Consider the following 14,432-nt stretch of genomic DNA (forward strand, 5'->3'; position numbering starts at 1 on the left):
CTTCGTTGGTTGGAACTCACAGCGGGTCGCACCCGTTCTGTGGCGGGGCAGGTTGATCAGACCGACTGAACGATTGCGATCAGTTCGACCTCGACGGGAGCGTTGTGCGGCAACTCCGCGACGCCGACGGCGCTTCGCGCATGAGCACCTGCCAGTGAGCCGAAGCGCTCCAGGAACACATCAGACGCCGCGTCGATGACGGCACCCTGGCTGTTGAAGCCTGGAGCGGAGGCGACAAATCCCGTCAGTTTGATGACACGCTGGATGTTCGCCTCGCCCACACTGTCCGAAAGCGCGGCGATGCACGCCTCGGCGCAAAGCCGAGCGGCAAGGCGGGCGGTGTCCAGATCGACTTCCGCCCCGACCTTTCCACGAACCTGCAATTCTCCGGCGATGCGGGGCAATTGTCCGCTCACATACGCGACACCAGCATGGACGACGACGGGCGTGACGCGTGCGCTCGGTGTGGCGGTTGCGGCACCGGTTGTCTTGTTCATGACCATGTTCCGTGTGACTTGGAGTGCATCAGTCGAAATGGGTCATATCGGCTGGAAGAGGTTGGCCGAACCATTTGACGAAGATGGTGTTGAGCTTGCCGTTCTCGATGTTCTTGCGAACCCAGTCATTCACCCAGCCAAGAAGTTCCGGCTCTCCCTTGCGCACGCCGACACCCATCGGGTAGGTTTTCATGGTGAATTTAAAGTCGAGATCGAGCGACTTGTTCTGCTCCTTGATCACGGCAAGATCGGAGAGCGTCGATGCCAGGTATTTCTGTTGACCGGTTAGCATGGCGGTCTTCGTCGTCGCCTCATCGGCGTATCTCACAACGGTGACGTTCGGGACGCCCTTCGTAATCCGCGCAAGCTCAATGTCCGCGGTGACGCCGCTGGCGACGGCAATCGCCTTGCCTTCGAGGTCGGCCGGATTGCGAATGGTCTCCTTGCTCGGTCCGGCAATGTTCAGGGGTATGGTGCCGTAGGGTGCGGAAATGTCGATTACCTTTTTCCGATCCTCGGTGATGGAAACCGCGGCAACGACGATATCGACCTTGTTGCTGATCAGGAAGGGGATGCGGTTGGGCCCGGAGACATTGACCGTCTCCAGCTTCACTCCAAGATCTTTCGCCAACAACTCAGCGGTTTCAAGGTCGGAGCCGATGGGTTCGGCCTTGTCGTTGATCGAGCCGAACGGCGGGTGTGAAAAATCAATTCCAACGATGATGCTGCCACGGCTTTTGATCATGTCCAGTTTGCCGGCGGCCGACGCTGGCAGCGCGGCGACCAGCAGAGCCGCCATTCCCACGCCCATGCAGGAAAACCATTTCAACATCTTACTCTCCTGTTCGTAGGTTGTTGTTGCAAGCCGTCTCCAAAACAGCGGGAAGAGCTTGCTTGTTTTTCGAGATACAGAGTATCTGGCCGATGATGTGGCCGGAAAGGCAGGAATCACTCAAATCGTTGATTAAAGATCGCTCTCGACGAATTGCGTAAGTTCTTGAGTCTGTGGGTTGGCGAGCAGACTTCTGTCTCCCGTTTCCCAGACCCGTCCCTGATGCATGAACACGATCTGGTCGGCGACCTTCCGCGCAAACCCCATTTCGTGCGTCACCAGAATCATGGTCATCCGTTCGCGTGCGAGCGATTCAATCACCCGCAAAACCTCGCCGGTCAGTTCGGGATCAAGCGCCGAAGTAACCTCGTCGAGCAGCAACACACGTGGCTGCATCGCCAGGGATCGCGCAATCGCGACACGCTGCTGTTGCCCTCCGGACAGCTGCTCCGGATAACAGGACAGCTTGTCGGACAGACCGACACGATCCAACACATGCTCCGCCAATTTCCCGGCATCGCTCTTGGAGAGCTTGCGCACCCGGATCGGCGCCAACATGACGTTCTGAGCAACGGTGAGATGGGGGAAGAGGTTGTAACTTTGGAAGACGATGCCGACGTCTTGCCGAAGCCGACGGAGATCGACGTTCATCTTCCCCAGCTCCCGTCCGCAGACGGTCAACGAGCCGCTGGCGATTTTTTCAAGCCCGTTGACGCAGCGCAAGGCCGTGCTCTTCCCCGACCCTGAGCGACCAAGCAAGGCGACAACTTTGCCCTCTTCGACCGACAGCGAGATGCCCTTCAGAACTTCGAGGGTGCCGAAACGCTTGTGAACGTCTTCAAACTTGACAATCGGATCCGTCATTTCGCAGCCTCTCGTGTTTTCCCAAAAGAGCGTTCCAGTCGTCTGCTGAGTTTGGAAAGAGGAAAGCAAATAAGGAAGTAAAGGGCTCCCGCGATTGTGAATACAACAAACGGTTCATTGCTGTTGTTGTTCACGATGCGGGCTGAGTAGGTTAGTTCCATGAAGGCCAACACCACTGCATAAGAGGTGTTTTTCACGATTTGGACAAAAAATCCGATGGTCGGAGGCGTAGCGATCCGTACCGCTTGCGGCAATATGACGAGGCGCAGGGTGTCGAGGCTGGTCAGAGCAAGGCAATCCGCCGCTTCCCATTGCAGACGCGGCACTGCGCGGATGCAGCCCTTCCAGATCTCGGCAAGAAACGCTGCCGAGTAGGCCGTCATGGCCAAGGCGGCGGCTGCCAAGGTTGGCGGGTCGAAACCGGCGAGCCCCGCACCGAAATAGACGGCAAACATCAAAATCGGCAATGGGATGCCTTGCACGACGTTGATGCCGAAGCCGGTGGCCAGGCGTGTCGCCATCGATTTTGCGGTCAGGCCGAGAGCCAAGGGAAGCCCCAGCAGAGAACCGCCGACAAAGCCGATCAAGGAGAGCAGGATCGTCCAGCCAGCGCCTTGCAGGATGAAGAGTGATTGTTGCGTGGTCAGGTTGAGCATTGCAGCCTCACAAGGGGGTTCGCAGGCGGCGGTAACGTGTGAAAACCAAAAGACCAACACTGGACAGCGCCGCACGCATCAGGCCCGTCATTCCGATGTAGAGCGCGGCAACGATCATGTAGATCTCAAAACTTCTGAATGTGAACGACTGGATGTACCAAGCAACACCCGTCAATTCCTCAGCCGAAATTTGATACATGATTGATGTTGAAAGCATCATCAGGATCGATTGTCCGACCAACGCCGGAAACACCCGTTCAATCGCCTGAGGCAACTCGATCGCTGTGATCCGCTGCAGAGGCGACAGCCCAAGGCAGTCCGCCGCTTCGATCTCTCCATGTGGCGTCGCTTCCAACCCGGCCCGGATGATCTCTCCAACATAGGCGGCAAAGTTGATGCTCAGCGCCAGGACGGCGGCCATGAAGGGAGACAACCGCAGTCCGAGGGATGCGAGCCCGAAAAAGAGCCAGAATGCTTGAATAAGGGATGGAGTGTTGCGGATGACCTCCACATACACGGCCGCGATGCGGGCGATTGTTGGGGATCCATAGACGCGGGCCAAGGCGCACAACACGCCAAACGCGGCCCCAGGGATCAACGACGCGACCGTCATCACGAATGTCCAGACGACACCCCAGGCGATTGCCGGCCAATAGTCGCTGAGGAAGCTGAAATCAAGCTCTCCAGCCATCGGAGCCTCCCGGTGATGAGCCGGAATGGCGCGCGGAACCCAACCGTCCGAGCGGTTCCAATCCGGCCGCCAGGAAGGCTTCGGCGGCCGGTTCACCCGTCAGATGATCGAGGAAGCGATGAGCCAGCTCGGGCTGGTCGGTCTGCGCGAACACCGCTGCGGCGAAATGGGTGTAGGCACCGTAGGGTTCCGGAAAGGGGCCGACGATGTCGGCCCCGGCGACCACCATAAGCTCGCTCATCTGCTGCACGGCCAGTTCAGCCTCACCGGAAATCAACAGTTCGGCCGTGAAGCCCTTGGGTATGACGATCGCCTTCCGACCGATTTCCCAGGAGATGCCAAGTCTCTCGACAAGAGATTTGAAGAAAATGCCGCTGGCACCGGATTGCGAGTAGACGATCGACTTTGCCGCGAGCAGCGCGTTGACGAAGGCGTCCGGTGTCGAAACATCGATGGCCTCGGTGCCGGCCCGCTTGGCCAAACCCACTGCCGTTCGCGCGACGATCACGCGGCTGTCCGGCAGCAGGGTTCGATTCCCGGTGAGTGCGTCGAGCGCCGTGTCGATCGCGACAATGACATCCGCCCTCCGCCCCGCCGCGATTGTCTGAAGAAGGACGGTGGTGGGATCGTATATCATGGCCAACCGGTGGCCGGACTGCGCTTCAAAGGCGGGCCCGATCCTCTCCTTGAGCGGACCGAGGATTCCAAGTGTGCTCATCACCGAGAGTGACCGGTTGTTCATGGTGAATCATCACCTTCCAATGTGGTGGGTGTGCCGGTGCATTGCGCAGGTCGATGCGCGGAATGGACTGAAGACGCAGCTGGTTGCCGGATGGAGCGAAGACCCGTTTCGCCCGTCGGCGTTGCCATCACCGGTTAAATATCCATGACATATACGAGTCCGTCAAGACGGAAGATCATGGTCGATAAGAATCTTAAGTAGACGCATGGATCACACAGGCTGAATGCCCGCAGAAGGCTGCTCGGGACAAGGCTGATGTCGCGTCCCCGCCGCGCCGGAAACGGAGGGACGCGTTGAAGCGCCAACGTGCAAATGCGTACGAAACGCAGTACGCGACGTGGATCGGCGACGTGGGTCGGCCGTCCCCGGAGGCTGGGTTCGGCGGAAAGGCCGATCGATCGTCGGGACCCGGCCCGTCAGGCCAGGGGTGATCTCAACTCGGACAGGTTGGGGCGCAGTGGACCAACCGACTTGTTTTGCAGCAGCCGAACCAGGCGACGTTGGGTGTATTTGGCATGATCCGGCAGCAATTCGATGAGCGCGGGCCGGTCACGCCTGGCGACAGCTTCGATGATCTGATTGTGCTGGTCGAGATTGGCGGCGAACTGTTCGGACTGGAATTCGGGATCCGCTTGTTCTGCTTGGTAAATATACACATTCAACCTGCGGACATGCCGATGCGTCGATTCGGCGAAGTCGTAAAACAGCGCGTTGCCGATGGTGTCATGCATCCGCAGATGAAAATCCTGGTTGAGCTGCGTGATCGCGAGAAAATCCCGACGCTTCACGCTGTCGGTATATCGGCGCTGGATCGCCATCAGGTCAGGAGCCAGCGACGGATCGTCCAGACGGCACATCTGACCGAGAATGGACTCGGCAAGCTGGTGCGCGACGACGATCTCGCCCATTTCGTCGAAGTCGAGTTTGCGCACATAAGTACCGCCGCGCTGCGGCATGATCTTCACGAAACCCTCCGCCACCAAGCGGTTGATGGCTTCCCGGGCCGGCGTCCTGCCCAGTTTGAAGCGGTCGATCAGGATGCGCTCGTCGATGCGGCTCCCCGGTTCAAGCGTCATGTCGATGATTCGCGAGCGGATCACATCCAACGCGGCGTCGGTCTGCGATATCAGGCGTGCGTCATCGGATGCGCTGCTGAACACCGTCCGGTGAGAGTCCTCGGTCACCGGTATGTCGGCCATCACCTTCCGCCCCCCTTGCCCGCGCCGTTTCGTGGTCGATTTCGGAGTTATTTCTTTGGTCATGCCTGCCTCTTAGGGGCGCGTATATGTGAGCATCGCAAACGCCGGTCAAATACGGCAATTGCCACCATTCCTGTTGTGCCCGAGCCATCCCTGTTTGTCGATCATCAGTTTATTGCCTCCGCCCAACGGTGCGGGACGCGCTTGACGCTATCGCCACAGAGTAATATACGTCGCATATACGAACCACATTCCGAGGCGAACATGCAAACCGCTTTCGAGTTGTTGGAAGCCGCAGCCGGGCGGACGGTCCGGCGCGATATCGGACGTCTTGTCGCTTTTTCGCAGGGCAACCTGGAGAAAGCCGCCAAATCCATTGCCGAGCATCCAGCGCCACATGTCGGAATCATCGCCGGCTTCTTCGTCCGTCATGCGGAACCGCCGTCGCCGGAAACCGACGGGCTCAATGGGCTGGGCCAATTGGCCGCCGGGTTGACGGAAGCCGGCATCAAGGTGACGGCCATTTCCGACGCTCCCTGCGCCAAGGCTGTGTGGGCGGTAACCAAGGTCCTGCCGCACGATGTCGGGCTTGAGATCGTGTCGGTGAGTCCCCAGTCCGTTCGTCAGCTCCGCCACAAGCTGGAGGCGGACGAGTCACCGATCACCCATCTGATCGCCATTGAGCGTTGCTCCCTTGGTTCGGATGGCAAGCCGCACCGCGAGCATGGTTGGGATATATCGGGCGACACCGCGCCGCTCGACTATCTGTTCGAAGATGCCGGATGGAAGGCGCCCTGGAAGACCATCGGCATCGGCGATGGCGGCAACGAGATCGGCATGGGTGTCCTGCCCGCCGACATCGTGGAAAAGGACATTCCCAACGGGGCCTTGATCGCGGCGCGCACCGGCGCCGATTTTCTCATCGTGGCCGGTGTCGCCAACTGGGGCGCCTATGCGTTGCTGGCAGCAGTCGCCGCTGCACGTCCGGATCTCGCTCCCGCCCTGCTCAAGCATTTCAACGGGAAGACCGAACACGATATTCTGGACGCCGCCGTCAACATTGGCCAAGCCATCGACGACAGCCGCGTCGACCGCCCCGGTCAGCTCCAGATGACGATTGACCGCCTGCCGCTCGCCGATCACGTCGCGGTGGTGGAGGAGATGGCAGCGATCGTCAGGCCGTCCTAAGGCAAACCGCCGTCTGGCACCCGTCCACGCCGGCCCTTGGGATCGGAATGGACGGAGCTGGACCCACCAAGCCGGAGTTGCGCATGTCCATCCCCTGCCTTCGTTCCTTCGACGGGCGTCTCAGCGCGCACATTGGATTTCTGTTCACGGAACAAGCGTTCGCCGAGCGCCCGGAGGCGGCCCGCCGCGTCGGCTTTGGCGCCGTGGAGCATCCGAACCCGTTCGACACTCCGGCGCCGGAATTGGCGCGTCGCTTGTCGGATGCCGGGCTGCGCTTCGCGCAGACGGGGTTTCCCGCCGGTGACGTGACACGTGGCGAGAAAGGGTTCGCGGCGCTTCCCGAACACGTCGCCCGGTTCCGCTCGAGCGTCCAGCCGACCTTGGATTATGCCGAAGCCATCGGTTGTCGCCTTGTTCATGCAATGGCCGGCGTCAGGCCCGCCGACGTGGCGAACCCGTTGCTTTGGGAAACCTATCTCGAAAACCTGGCCTTCGCGGCCGACGCGGCGGCCACCAGAGGGATCGATATTCTGATCGAGCCAATCGGCCCGGGCTCCATCGCCAATTACATCATCGACGATCCCCGTTTGGCGATCACGGCGATCCATGACCTCCGGCGCCCCAACGTGGGGCTGCTGATGGACGTCTATCATTGCGTGTCCCTCGGTCACGACCCGGTTCGGCTGATCACCGAACACGCGGCGATCATCAAGCATGTCCAGATCGCCGATTTTCCCGGCCGGCACGAGCCTGGTTCCGGCACCATCGCCTTCGATCCGATTTTCGAGGCGCTGAAGGCCGTTGGCTACATCGGCTACATCGGCTGCGAATATCACCCATCGCTGACGACGGCCGCCAGTTTTTCATGGTTGCCGACCGCTCCCGGCGATGCGGGAGCTCAATTCACAGGAGTGCGATGATGAGTTCCCCCCGCATTGCGTTGCTGCACGCGACCCCGGTGGCCATGGAACCGGTCCATGACGCGTTCGCCCGTCTGTGGCCCGACGCCGAATTGGTCAACCTGCTTGATGACGGGCTGAGCGTCGATCGAGCGAGGATGAACGAACTTACGGAACCGATGACCGAACGGTTTGTCAGCCTCTGCCGGTACGCCGAGAGCACCGGAGCGGACGGACTGCTCGTGACCTGCTCGGCCTTCGGCCCGGCGATCGAGCGTGCCGCGCGCGACATGAGCATTCCTGTCCTGAAACCCAACGAGGCCATGTTCCAGGCGGCGATCAAGGCCGGGAACCGGATCGGCATGATCGCGACCTTTCCGCCTGCCCTGGCGACGATGCAGGAGGAATTCGCCGAGGAATCACAACGGCTGGGAGCATCGGCCCAACTCACGTCCATCGTCATTCCCGAAGCGATCGAGGCACTTCGCCACCATGACGTCGAGACGCACAACGGGCTGATCGCGGAGCGCGGGAAGCAGTTCGAGGGGTACGATGCCGTGATGCTGGCGCATTTCTCGACCTCGCGGGCGGCACCGCTCCTGCGAACGAAGATCGGTGCGCCCGTCCTGACCGCCCCGGACGCGGCCGTGGCCAGGATGCGTCAGCGCGTGCTTGGAACGTCGCCTCAAACCTTGGGAGGCCGGTGATGCTTCTTGGCGTGATTGCCGACGACTTCACCGGTGCCACCGACATCGCCAACACGTTGACCAAGGGGCTCCCCGGGTCATGTGGCCTGATGACGACCTTGTTCCTGGGAGTTCCGTCGAAGTCCGCCGATCCGGCCTGCCAAGCCGGCGTGGTGGCGCTGAAAAGCCGATCGATTGGTGCTGCGGATTCGGTTCGGCAATCCGTGGACGCATTGCGGTGGTTGCAGGCGCAAGGGTGCCGTCAGATCTTTTTCAAATATTGCTCGACTTTCGATTCCACCCCAGCCGGCAACATCGGGCCGGTCGCGGACGCTCTCAGCGATGCGCTCAACGTCTCGGGGATCGTTGTCTGCCCTGCCTTTCCTACAGCCGGACGCACGCTCTATAACGGGAACCTCTTCGTCGATGGGGTTCCGTTGGCCGAGTCCAGCATGCGCGCCCATCCGCTCACCCCGATGACCGACAGCAATCTGTGCCGCTGGCTTGGTTTGCAAACGGAGCATCCGGTCGGCCTAGTGCCATGGGAGATCGTGCGGCGTGGCTCTGGAGCAATCCGCAACGCGTTGGACGCCGCCGCTGCCCGTGGTGAGAGATTGATCGTCGTTGACGCGATCACGGACGAAGACCTTGTCGCAATTGGGCGATCCTGCGCCGACGCGCCGCTCCTGACCGGCGGCTCCGGGTTGGCGCTTGGGTTGCCGGACAACATCCTTCGGTGGTCGGAGGCCGTGACGGACAGGCGGGATTTCCCGTTGGTGAGTGGCCCGGAGGCAATCCTTGCCGGCAGTTGCTCGAAGGCGACGTTGGCGCAGATTGCGCGGCATCGGATCAGCCATCCCGCCGTCAATGTGTCCGTGGCCGACGTCATGACGGGCAAGGTCGACGTGGAGCGCCTTGCTGCGTTCGTGCGCGAGAATTCCGGTCGGGCGCCCCTGATTTACTCGTCCAGCGAGCCGGAACAGGTCGTGGCGGCGCAGACGTGTTACGGCACGGACGCCGTGGCGAAATCGCTTGATGCGTTGTTTGCCGATTTGGCGTGCCGATTGGTCGAGGGCGGTCTCGCCCGTCTTGTCGTTGCGGGTGGTGAGACATCGGGGGCGGTGGTGTCGGCACTTCATCTCGATGCCCTGAGGGTTGGACCCGAGATTGCCCCAGGTGTTCCCGTCGTCGCGACCCACACCGGTCCAACGCTGGCGCTTGCCCTCAAATCCGGAAATTTTGGCGGACCCGACTTTTTCGAACAGGCGCTGCGGATGATGGACGTGGGTCCAGCGGTATCATTGACATCTCCAGGGAGCATGAGATGAGGGAGAGCGGATGGCGGGAAGAAATTTGTCGGTTTGGCCGATCTCTGTTTGAGCGCGGCCTGACGCCCGGCTCCTCGGGCAACATATCCTTGCGGTTGGACGACGGGGGCTGGTTGGTGACACCGACCAACGCGTCATTGGGCTTTCTTGATCCGGCCCGTTTGTCGCGGCTGGACTCCGGCGGCCGGTTGCTTTCCGGTGATCCGGCGACGAAAGAGATTCCACTGCACAGCGCCGTCTATGAGACCCGCCGGGAGAGCCGAGCGGTCGTGCACCTGCATTCCACACACGCCGTTGCCGTAACGATGTTGCCCGAGATAGACCCCTCGGCGGTTTTACCGGCGATGACACCCTATTGTTTGATGAAAGCGGGCCAAGTCGCGCTAATCCCCTACCATCGGCCTGGAGACCCCGCCGTCGCCGACGCCATCCGCGGGCTGGCAGGGCGGTATTCATCCGTTCTTCTGGCCAACCATGGCCCTGTGGTGGCCGGAGAGTCGCTGGAGGCGGCGGTTTCCGCCGTCGAGGAGTTGGAAGAAACGGCGAAGCTTTATCTCATGCTGAGGGGGCTAAATCCGCGCTATCTTACTCCGCAACAGGTAGAAGATTTGGTGTCCAGCTTTGCGTTGGACCTTCCCGTGCATGATCATTCTCCTCACACATTGACTTGATACTTAGATTTTTAGTCGGCGCCGTCAAGTTCGAGTTGGCAAGGTGGCCGGGGTGACGGTACAGGGCGGGGATGACGACGCGCCCCGATCCGATGTACGCTGGCTACCGCTTCCCTGCCGAGGTAATCAGCTTTGCGGTGTACCTGTACTTCCGCTTTCCGCTGAGTCTGCGCATGGTGGAGGAGTTGCTGGCCTTGCGCAGGATCACGGTCAGCCATGAATCCGTGCGCCAGTGGGGCCTGAAAATCGGCCGAACGATTGCCAGCCGCATCCGGCAACGGCGCCTCGCCCGCGGTGACAAGTGGCATTTGGATGAGGTCGTCATCAGCATCGCCGGCAAGAAGCATTACCTGTGGCGGGCCGTCGACCAGGACGGCTTCGTGCTCGACGCGCTCGTCCAGAGCCGGCGCGACACCAAGGCGGCCAAGCGTCTGCTGCGCAAGCTGCTCAAGAAGCAGGGCCGCGCTCCCCGTGTCATAGTGACCGACAAGCTGAAGTCCTACGCCGCCGCCAAGAGGGACCTGAAGCTGCGCTGCGAGCACCGCCAGCACAAGGGCCTTAACAATCGTGCCGAGAACAGTCATCAGCCGACCCGACGACGCGAGCGGCAGATGAAGCGCTTCAAATCACCACGGCAGGTGCAGCGCTTTCTGTCCATCCACGACCCGATCAACAACCTCGTCCATCTCCGCCGCGATCATCGCTCAGCCTCCGAGTACCGCGCCGCCCGAATCTACGCGTTCGCCGCCTGGGCTGAGGTGGCCGGCGCGCCGCTGGCCGCGTAATCGTCCCGCCCAACGCACATTCCTGCTCAAACCGCGCCCGCCCTCATCACCAGCGCCAACAACTTGACGGTGCCGCCAAAGTCAACGGAACCCCTTTACGCTCCCGCATCCTGCCGCTTGTAGAGGAGTTCCAGGCAATCAAGGCTCTCGTGCAACTGGCGAAACAGATTGCCGGGATCGCTGGCCGCCTTGCGCTGATCGTCCGTCCGCAAAAGGCCATGCACTGCCAGATCCGCCAGAATCCCAGCGACCTCCCTGGCCGTCTTGCGCCCGCCATCGTGAAACCACCAGGTCGTCCAACTGCACATGCCGATCAGCGCGAAAGCGGCGACGCGGGCGTCGACAGGACGGAACACGCCCTGCTGGATCCCTCGCGCGATCTGCGTCGTGAAATGGTCGAGCACGGCCCGTTTGGAGCGCTCGTGCACCGCGCGCAGGTCGGGGGGCAGTTCCACCTCGGTCCGATCCACGACCCGGAAATGAAGGGCGTGCGAGAGGAGAAGCTCGACATGGCCGCTCACCATGGAGCGCAGGACCTCGACCGGATCGTCGTCGGTCCGGGCCGAGAGCATGGCGGATTGCCGATCGCTGACGACGGTGACCTCCTCCACCAGCGAAGCCAGGATCTCTTCCTTGCTTTTGAAATAATAGTAGAGCGCCGTGCGTCCGACATTCAGCGCGTCGGCGATATCCTGGAAGCTGGTGCCGGCGAAGCCGCGTTCTGCGAACAGCTTTGCCGCCGCGTCGAGCACGCTCTGGCGCAGCAGCGCCTTCCGGCCGGTTTCCGCTTTGGCCGATGTTCTGCCCACCCCGTCCTCCTATCCGGTTTCTCCATGCCGCAGGATGGGAGGTTTTGACGCGAACGTCAAATTTTTGAAGCGTTGATTGACGGGGGCTTCCCAATCCCAAAGGGCATCGAAGGCTTTGAAAACGTTGCCTTGAACGGCAATGACCACAATGCAGGTGCGACAAAGCGCGCCTTGACAGGAATTTCCACCTATTGACGGTACCGTCAATTATTCGTCACCATGTCAAATATGCAGGGCGGGCAGCATCGATGAATGGCCGTGCCGGCCTGCCTCAAGACCAACATACGGGCGGATCGCGCCGCCCTTCGTAAGGGAGACGATGGACATGCCGGTTTCGGGCACACCCGCGCCTGCCGCACATCAGTCGGCGGATCAGGCGGCGACGGCGGGATTTCTCAACACCGATTGGAACCCGCGCGACCTTCCCGACGGCACGCTGACGCGCAACGTGGCGCTGCGCACGGCCGACCGGGCGGCGACGGGGGGCACACTCTATGTCAGCGGGCGCAGCGACACGGTCGTGTGCATCATGCACCCGCGGGAATTCATGGCCTGCCATTACCTTGTCCCGGACATCGTGGAAGCCGGCTTCGCCGCCTGGTCCCAGTCGCCGCGCTCCGTCGGCAACGACAGCCGGCTTGAGCACGAGACGGCTCTGTTCGATGTCGCCGCAGGGCTGTCCTTCCTGCGCGCCCAGGGCTTCCGCCGCATCGTCCTGCTCGGCAACTCCGGCGGCGGCAGTCTCTACGCCTTCTACATGCAGCAGTCGCAGTTGACGCCGGATCGGCGGATCGCCCGCACGCCCGGCGGGCGGCCGACCAATCTTGCGTCGCTTGAGATGCCGGTGGCGGATGGGCTGGTGCTGGTTGCGCCACACCCCGGCCAGGGCATGCTGCTGATGGGATGCATCGACCCGTCGGTGACCGACGAGGATGACGCGCTGTCGGTGGATCCGGCGCTCGATCCCTTCAGTCCGGCGAACGGCTTCGCGGAGCCTCCGGGACCGTCCCGCTACTCCCCGGACTTCGTCGAACGCTACCGCTCCGCGCAGCAGGCCCGGGTCGCGCGCCTGGACGAACGGGCGCATGCCCTGATCGGGGAACGGCTGGCGGCGCGCAAGCGCGCCAAGGAGACCGGCGGCATCGACGACCGGCGGCGCGGCGCCCACACGCCACTCATGACCGTTTGGCGGACCGATGCCGACCTGCACTGTTTCGACCCCAGCCTCGATCCGTCCGACCGCGGCTATGGCTCCCTGTGGGGGCGGGATCCCTTTGCCTCCAACTACGGCGCGGTCGGCTTCGCCCGCGTCTGCTCCCCTGAGGCGTGGCTGTCGACCTGGTCGGGCCTGTCGTCGAACGCTTCCCTGCACAAGACCGCGGCAGCCGTCGAACAGCCGTTGCTGCTGGTCGAATACACCGGCGACGTCTCGACCTTCCCGTCGAGGGTCGCGTCTCTGTTCGACGGCTTCGCCACAGGACGCAAAACGCATCTGCGCATCCGCGGCGATCACCACGGCCGCGCACTGACCCCGGATGAGGAGCCGGGGCGCTACGCCGCAGGCCGGGCGGTCGGCGGGTGGCTGCGCGACCATTTCGGCGGCTGAGCGCCGCGAACGAATAGGAATTCAAGGAGACCAGCATGCTTGACCAATCTGCGACCAGGCTCCGCCTGCGCGGCGTGGACCATAGCGCCCGCCCGACCTGGAAACTGCGCGAAACCGTGGAGTTCTACCGCGACAAGCTGGGCCTGCCGCTCGTCCATGTCATCTCGGCGCGCGGCTGGGGCCCGGCCACCCATCCCGACTTCCTGCATTTCTTCTTCGACAGCGGCAACGGCAGCACGATCGCCTTCTTCTATTATCTCGGGTCCGACCAGCCGGAGGCGCTGGAAGGGCGCGCCGCGATGCCGCCGCTGCCGGACGACCACGTCTTCGATGCGACCCACACCGCCTGGCTCGTCGACAGCGAAGAGGAACTGAAGGACTGGAAGCGGCGCCTGGAAGCCGAGGGTCTGACCGTTTCGGTGGAGACCACGCACGAGGTGATCGAGTCCATCTACGTGCGCGATCCCAACGGTTATTTCGTTGAGATCACCCGCAAGCTGCGGCCGCTGAACGCCATCGATGCCACCGACGCCGCCCTGACCCTGCGGGCCGCCCTGGATGCCGAAGACGCGGCATCCGCCGAAGGCCGGCGCGTCGCCGCCATCGACGAGATCTGGACAAGAAAGTCCAGGTTGCTCGATGCGGACGGCGGCCCCTCCGCGGCGGTCAGCATCTTCGTGCCGCGGCTGGAGGAGTTCGCCAGCCTGACCCGCGCGGCCCGCGGGCGCGGCGACTGCACCGTCACCGCGCTGGACACCCACGACCGTATCGACGCCGCCGGGCCGGTCGAGTTCCAGCGTCGTGCGCTCGGGCTGAAGCCGGCGGTCTGGTACGGACTTTTCACCGGCGGCATCCGCGGCCGGATCGAGATCTTCGACCGCGACCGCGTCGTCATCGCCCCCGCTGCTTAAGGCGGCCCGCGCATCGAAACGCATCAAGGGGAGGACAGAGATGACAGGAATCCGCAATCCCATAAGCG

At 62.3% G+C, this 14,432-nt stretch carries 16 protein-coding genes; 8 read left to right on the top strand and 8 right to left on the bottom strand.

The window, feature by feature from the left end; all coding sequences use genetic code 11:
• Nucleotides 1–56: 56 nt before the first annotated feature.
• From ACWPN3_RS00640 to ACWPN3_RS00670, 7 genes are all read right to left on the bottom strand, one after another.
• Nucleotides 57–497, bottom strand: coding sequence for a RidA family protein (locus ACWPN3_RS00640; RefSeq protein WP_109450229.1), 441 nt, complete (start codon nt 495–497; stop codon nt 57–59).
• 28 nt (nt 498–525) lie between these two features.
• The gene (locus ACWPN3_RS00645; protein WP_199237687.1) at nt 526–1,329 is read right to left on the bottom strand and encodes a transporter substrate-binding domain-containing protein; all 804 of its coding nucleotides are present in this window, start codon (nt 1,327–1,329) and stop codon (nt 526–528) included.
• A gap of 132 nt (nt 1,330–1,461) precedes the next feature.
• On the bottom strand, nt 1,462–2,193 hold the full coding sequence (locus tag ACWPN3_RS00650) for an amino acid ABC transporter ATP-binding protein (protein ID WP_109450233.1): 732 nt from the start codon (nt 2,191–2,193) through the stop codon (nt 1,462–1,464).
• Nucleotides 2,190–2,849 (bottom strand): amino acid ABC transporter permease, encoded by a 660-nt coding sequence (locus ACWPN3_RS00655; RefSeq protein WP_109450235.1) that lies wholly within the window; start codon nt 2,847–2,849, stop codon nt 2,190–2,192. The genes ACWPN3_RS00650 and ACWPN3_RS00655 overlap by 4 nt, the downstream gene beginning before the upstream one ends.
• Nucleotides 2,850–2,856: 7 nt before the next feature.
• Nucleotides 2,857–3,540, bottom strand: a complete 684-nt coding sequence (locus tag ACWPN3_RS00660) for an amino acid ABC transporter permease (RefSeq protein ID WP_492242322.1) — start codon at nt 3,538–3,540, stop codon at nt 2,857–2,859.
• On the bottom strand, nt 3,524–4,282 hold the full coding sequence (locus ACWPN3_RS00665) for a molybdate ABC transporter substrate-binding protein (protein WP_492242321.1): 759 nt from the start codon (nt 4,280–4,282) through the stop codon (nt 3,524–3,526). Before ACWPN3_RS00665 ends, ACWPN3_RS00660 begins: the two co-directional genes overlap by 17 nt.
• Before the next feature lie 416 nt (nt 4,283–4,698).
• The gene (locus tag ACWPN3_RS00670; RefSeq protein WP_109450241.1) at nt 4,699–5,481 is read right to left on the bottom strand and encodes a GntR family transcriptional regulator; all 783 of its coding nucleotides are present in this window, start codon (nt 5,479–5,481) and stop codon (nt 4,699–4,701) included.
• A 264-nt stretch (nt 5,482–5,745) separates the two neighbouring features.
• On the opposite strand from ACWPN3_RS00670, the gene ACWPN3_RS00675 reads away from it, so the two are divergent.
• From ACWPN3_RS00675 to ACWPN3_RS00700, 6 genes are all read left to right on the top strand, one after another.
• Nucleotides 5,746–6,669 carry a glutamate cyclase domain-containing protein gene (locus ACWPN3_RS00675; protein ID WP_109450243.1) on the top strand — a complete coding sequence of 308 codons (924 nt, stop codon included), beginning with the start codon at nt 5,746–5,748 and terminating at the stop codon, nt 6,667–6,669.
• An 83-nt stretch (nt 6,670–6,752) separates the two neighbouring features.
• On the top strand, nt 6,753–7,589 hold the full coding sequence (locus ACWPN3_RS00680) for a hydroxypyruvate isomerase family protein (RefSeq protein WP_492242320.1): 837 nt from the start codon (nt 6,753–6,755) through the stop codon (nt 7,587–7,589).
• Nucleotides 7,586–8,275 (top strand): aspartate/glutamate racemase family protein, encoded by a 690-nt coding sequence (locus ACWPN3_RS00685; RefSeq protein WP_492242319.1) that lies wholly within the window; start codon nt 7,586–7,588, stop codon nt 8,273–8,275. Before ACWPN3_RS00680 ends, ACWPN3_RS00685 begins: the two co-directional genes overlap by 4 nt.
• Nucleotides 8,275–9,582: a 3-oxo-tetronate kinase gene (otnK, locus tag ACWPN3_RS00690; RefSeq protein WP_492242318.1), complete on the top strand. Its 1,308-nt coding sequence runs from the start codon at nt 8,275–8,277 to the stop codon at nt 9,580–9,582. Before ACWPN3_RS00685 ends, otnK begins: the two co-directional genes overlap by 1 nt.
• A complete protein-coding gene (gene otnC, locus ACWPN3_RS00695) occupies nt 9,579–10,253 on the top strand; it encodes a 3-oxo-tetronate 4-phosphate decarboxylase (protein ID WP_492242317.1) in 675 nt (224 codons plus the stop codon). Before otnK ends, otnC begins: the two co-directional genes overlap by 4 nt.
• Nucleotides 10,254–10,324: 71 nt before the next feature.
• A complete protein-coding gene (locus ACWPN3_RS00700) occupies nt 10,325–11,038 on the top strand; it encodes an IS6 family transposase (protein WP_492242316.1) in 714 nt (237 codons plus the stop codon).
• Nucleotides 11,039–11,133: 95 nt separating this feature from the next.
• Here the strand turns inward: ACWPN3_RS00700 and ACWPN3_RS00705 are convergent, their stop codons facing one another.
• Nucleotides 11,134–11,847 carry a TetR/AcrR family transcriptional regulator gene (locus tag ACWPN3_RS00705; RefSeq protein WP_492242315.1) on the bottom strand — a complete coding sequence of 238 codons (714 nt, stop codon included), beginning with the start codon at nt 11,845–11,847 and terminating at the stop codon, nt 11,134–11,136.
• 325 nt (nt 11,848–12,172) lie between these two features.
• Between ACWPN3_RS00705 and ACWPN3_RS00710 the strand changes: the two genes are divergently transcribed.
• Both ACWPN3_RS00710 and ACWPN3_RS00715 read left to right on the top strand, forming a co-directional pair.
• A complete protein-coding gene (locus ACWPN3_RS00710; protein WP_492242314.1) occupies nt 12,173–13,453 on the top strand; it encodes an alpha/beta fold hydrolase in 1,281 nt (426 codons plus the stop codon).
• Nucleotides 13,454–13,488: 35 nt separating this feature from the next.
• A complete protein-coding gene (locus ACWPN3_RS00715) occupies nt 13,489–14,364 on the top strand; it encodes a VOC family protein (RefSeq protein WP_492242313.1) in 876 nt (291 codons plus the stop codon).
• Nucleotides 14,365–14,432: the final 68 nt, after the last annotated feature.

Source organism: Azospirillum sp. UENF 111221, assembly GCF_058780625.1.

Excerpts from the sequence above, each read along its gene's own strand:
- ACWPN3_RS00640 (WP_109450229.1), bottom strand. The coding sequence starts at position 497 with ATGAACAAGACAACCGGTGCCGCAACCGCCACACCGAGCGCACGCGTC.
- ACWPN3_RS00645 (WP_199237687.1), bottom strand. The coding sequence starts at position 1,329 with ATGTTGAAATGGTTTTCCTGCATGGGCGTGGGAATGGCGGCTCTGCTG.
- ACWPN3_RS00650 (WP_109450233.1), bottom strand. The coding sequence starts at position 2,193 with ATGACGGATCCGATTGTCAAGTTTGAAGACGTTCACAAGCGTTTCGGC.
- ACWPN3_RS00655 (WP_109450235.1), bottom strand. The coding sequence starts at position 2,849 with ATGCTCAACCTGACCACGCAACAATCACTCTTCATCCTGCAAGGCGCT.
- ACWPN3_RS00660 (WP_492242322.1), bottom strand. The coding sequence starts at position 3,540 with ATGGCTGGAGAGCTTGATTTCAGCTTCCTCAGCGACTATTGGCCGGCA.
- ACWPN3_RS00665 (WP_492242321.1), bottom strand. The coding sequence starts at position 4,282 with ATGAACAACCGGTCACTCTCGGTGATGAGCACACTTGGAATCCTCGGT.
- ACWPN3_RS00670 (WP_109450241.1), bottom strand. The coding sequence starts at position 5,481 with ATGGCCGACATACCGGTGACCGAGGACTCTCACCGGACGGTGTTCAGC.
- ACWPN3_RS00675 (WP_109450243.1), top strand. The coding sequence starts at position 5,746 with ATGCAAACCGCTTTCGAGTTGTTGGAAGCCGCAGCCGGGCGGACGGTC.
- ACWPN3_RS00680 (WP_492242320.1), top strand. The coding sequence starts at position 6,753 with ATGTCCATCCCCTGCCTTCGTTCCTTCGACGGGCGTCTCAGCGCGCAC.
- ACWPN3_RS00685 (WP_492242319.1), top strand. The coding sequence starts at position 7,586 with ATGATGAGTTCCCCCCGCATTGCGTTGCTGCACGCGACCCCGGTGGCC.
- otnK (WP_492242318.1), top strand. The coding sequence starts at position 8,275 with ATGCTTCTTGGCGTGATTGCCGACGACTTCACCGGTGCCACCGACATC.
- otnC (WP_492242317.1), top strand. The coding sequence starts at position 9,579 with ATGAGGGAGAGCGGATGGCGGGAAGAAATTTGTCGGTTTGGCCGATCT.
- ACWPN3_RS00700 (WP_492242316.1), top strand. The coding sequence starts at position 10,325 with ATGACGACGCGCCCCGATCCGATGTACGCTGGCTACCGCTTCCCTGCC.
- ACWPN3_RS00710 (WP_492242314.1), top strand. The coding sequence starts at position 12,173 with ATGCCGGTTTCGGGCACACCCGCGCCTGCCGCACATCAGTCGGCGGAT.
- ACWPN3_RS00715 (WP_492242313.1), top strand. The coding sequence starts at position 13,489 with ATGCTTGACCAATCTGCGACCAGGCTCCGCCTGCGCGGCGTGGACCAT.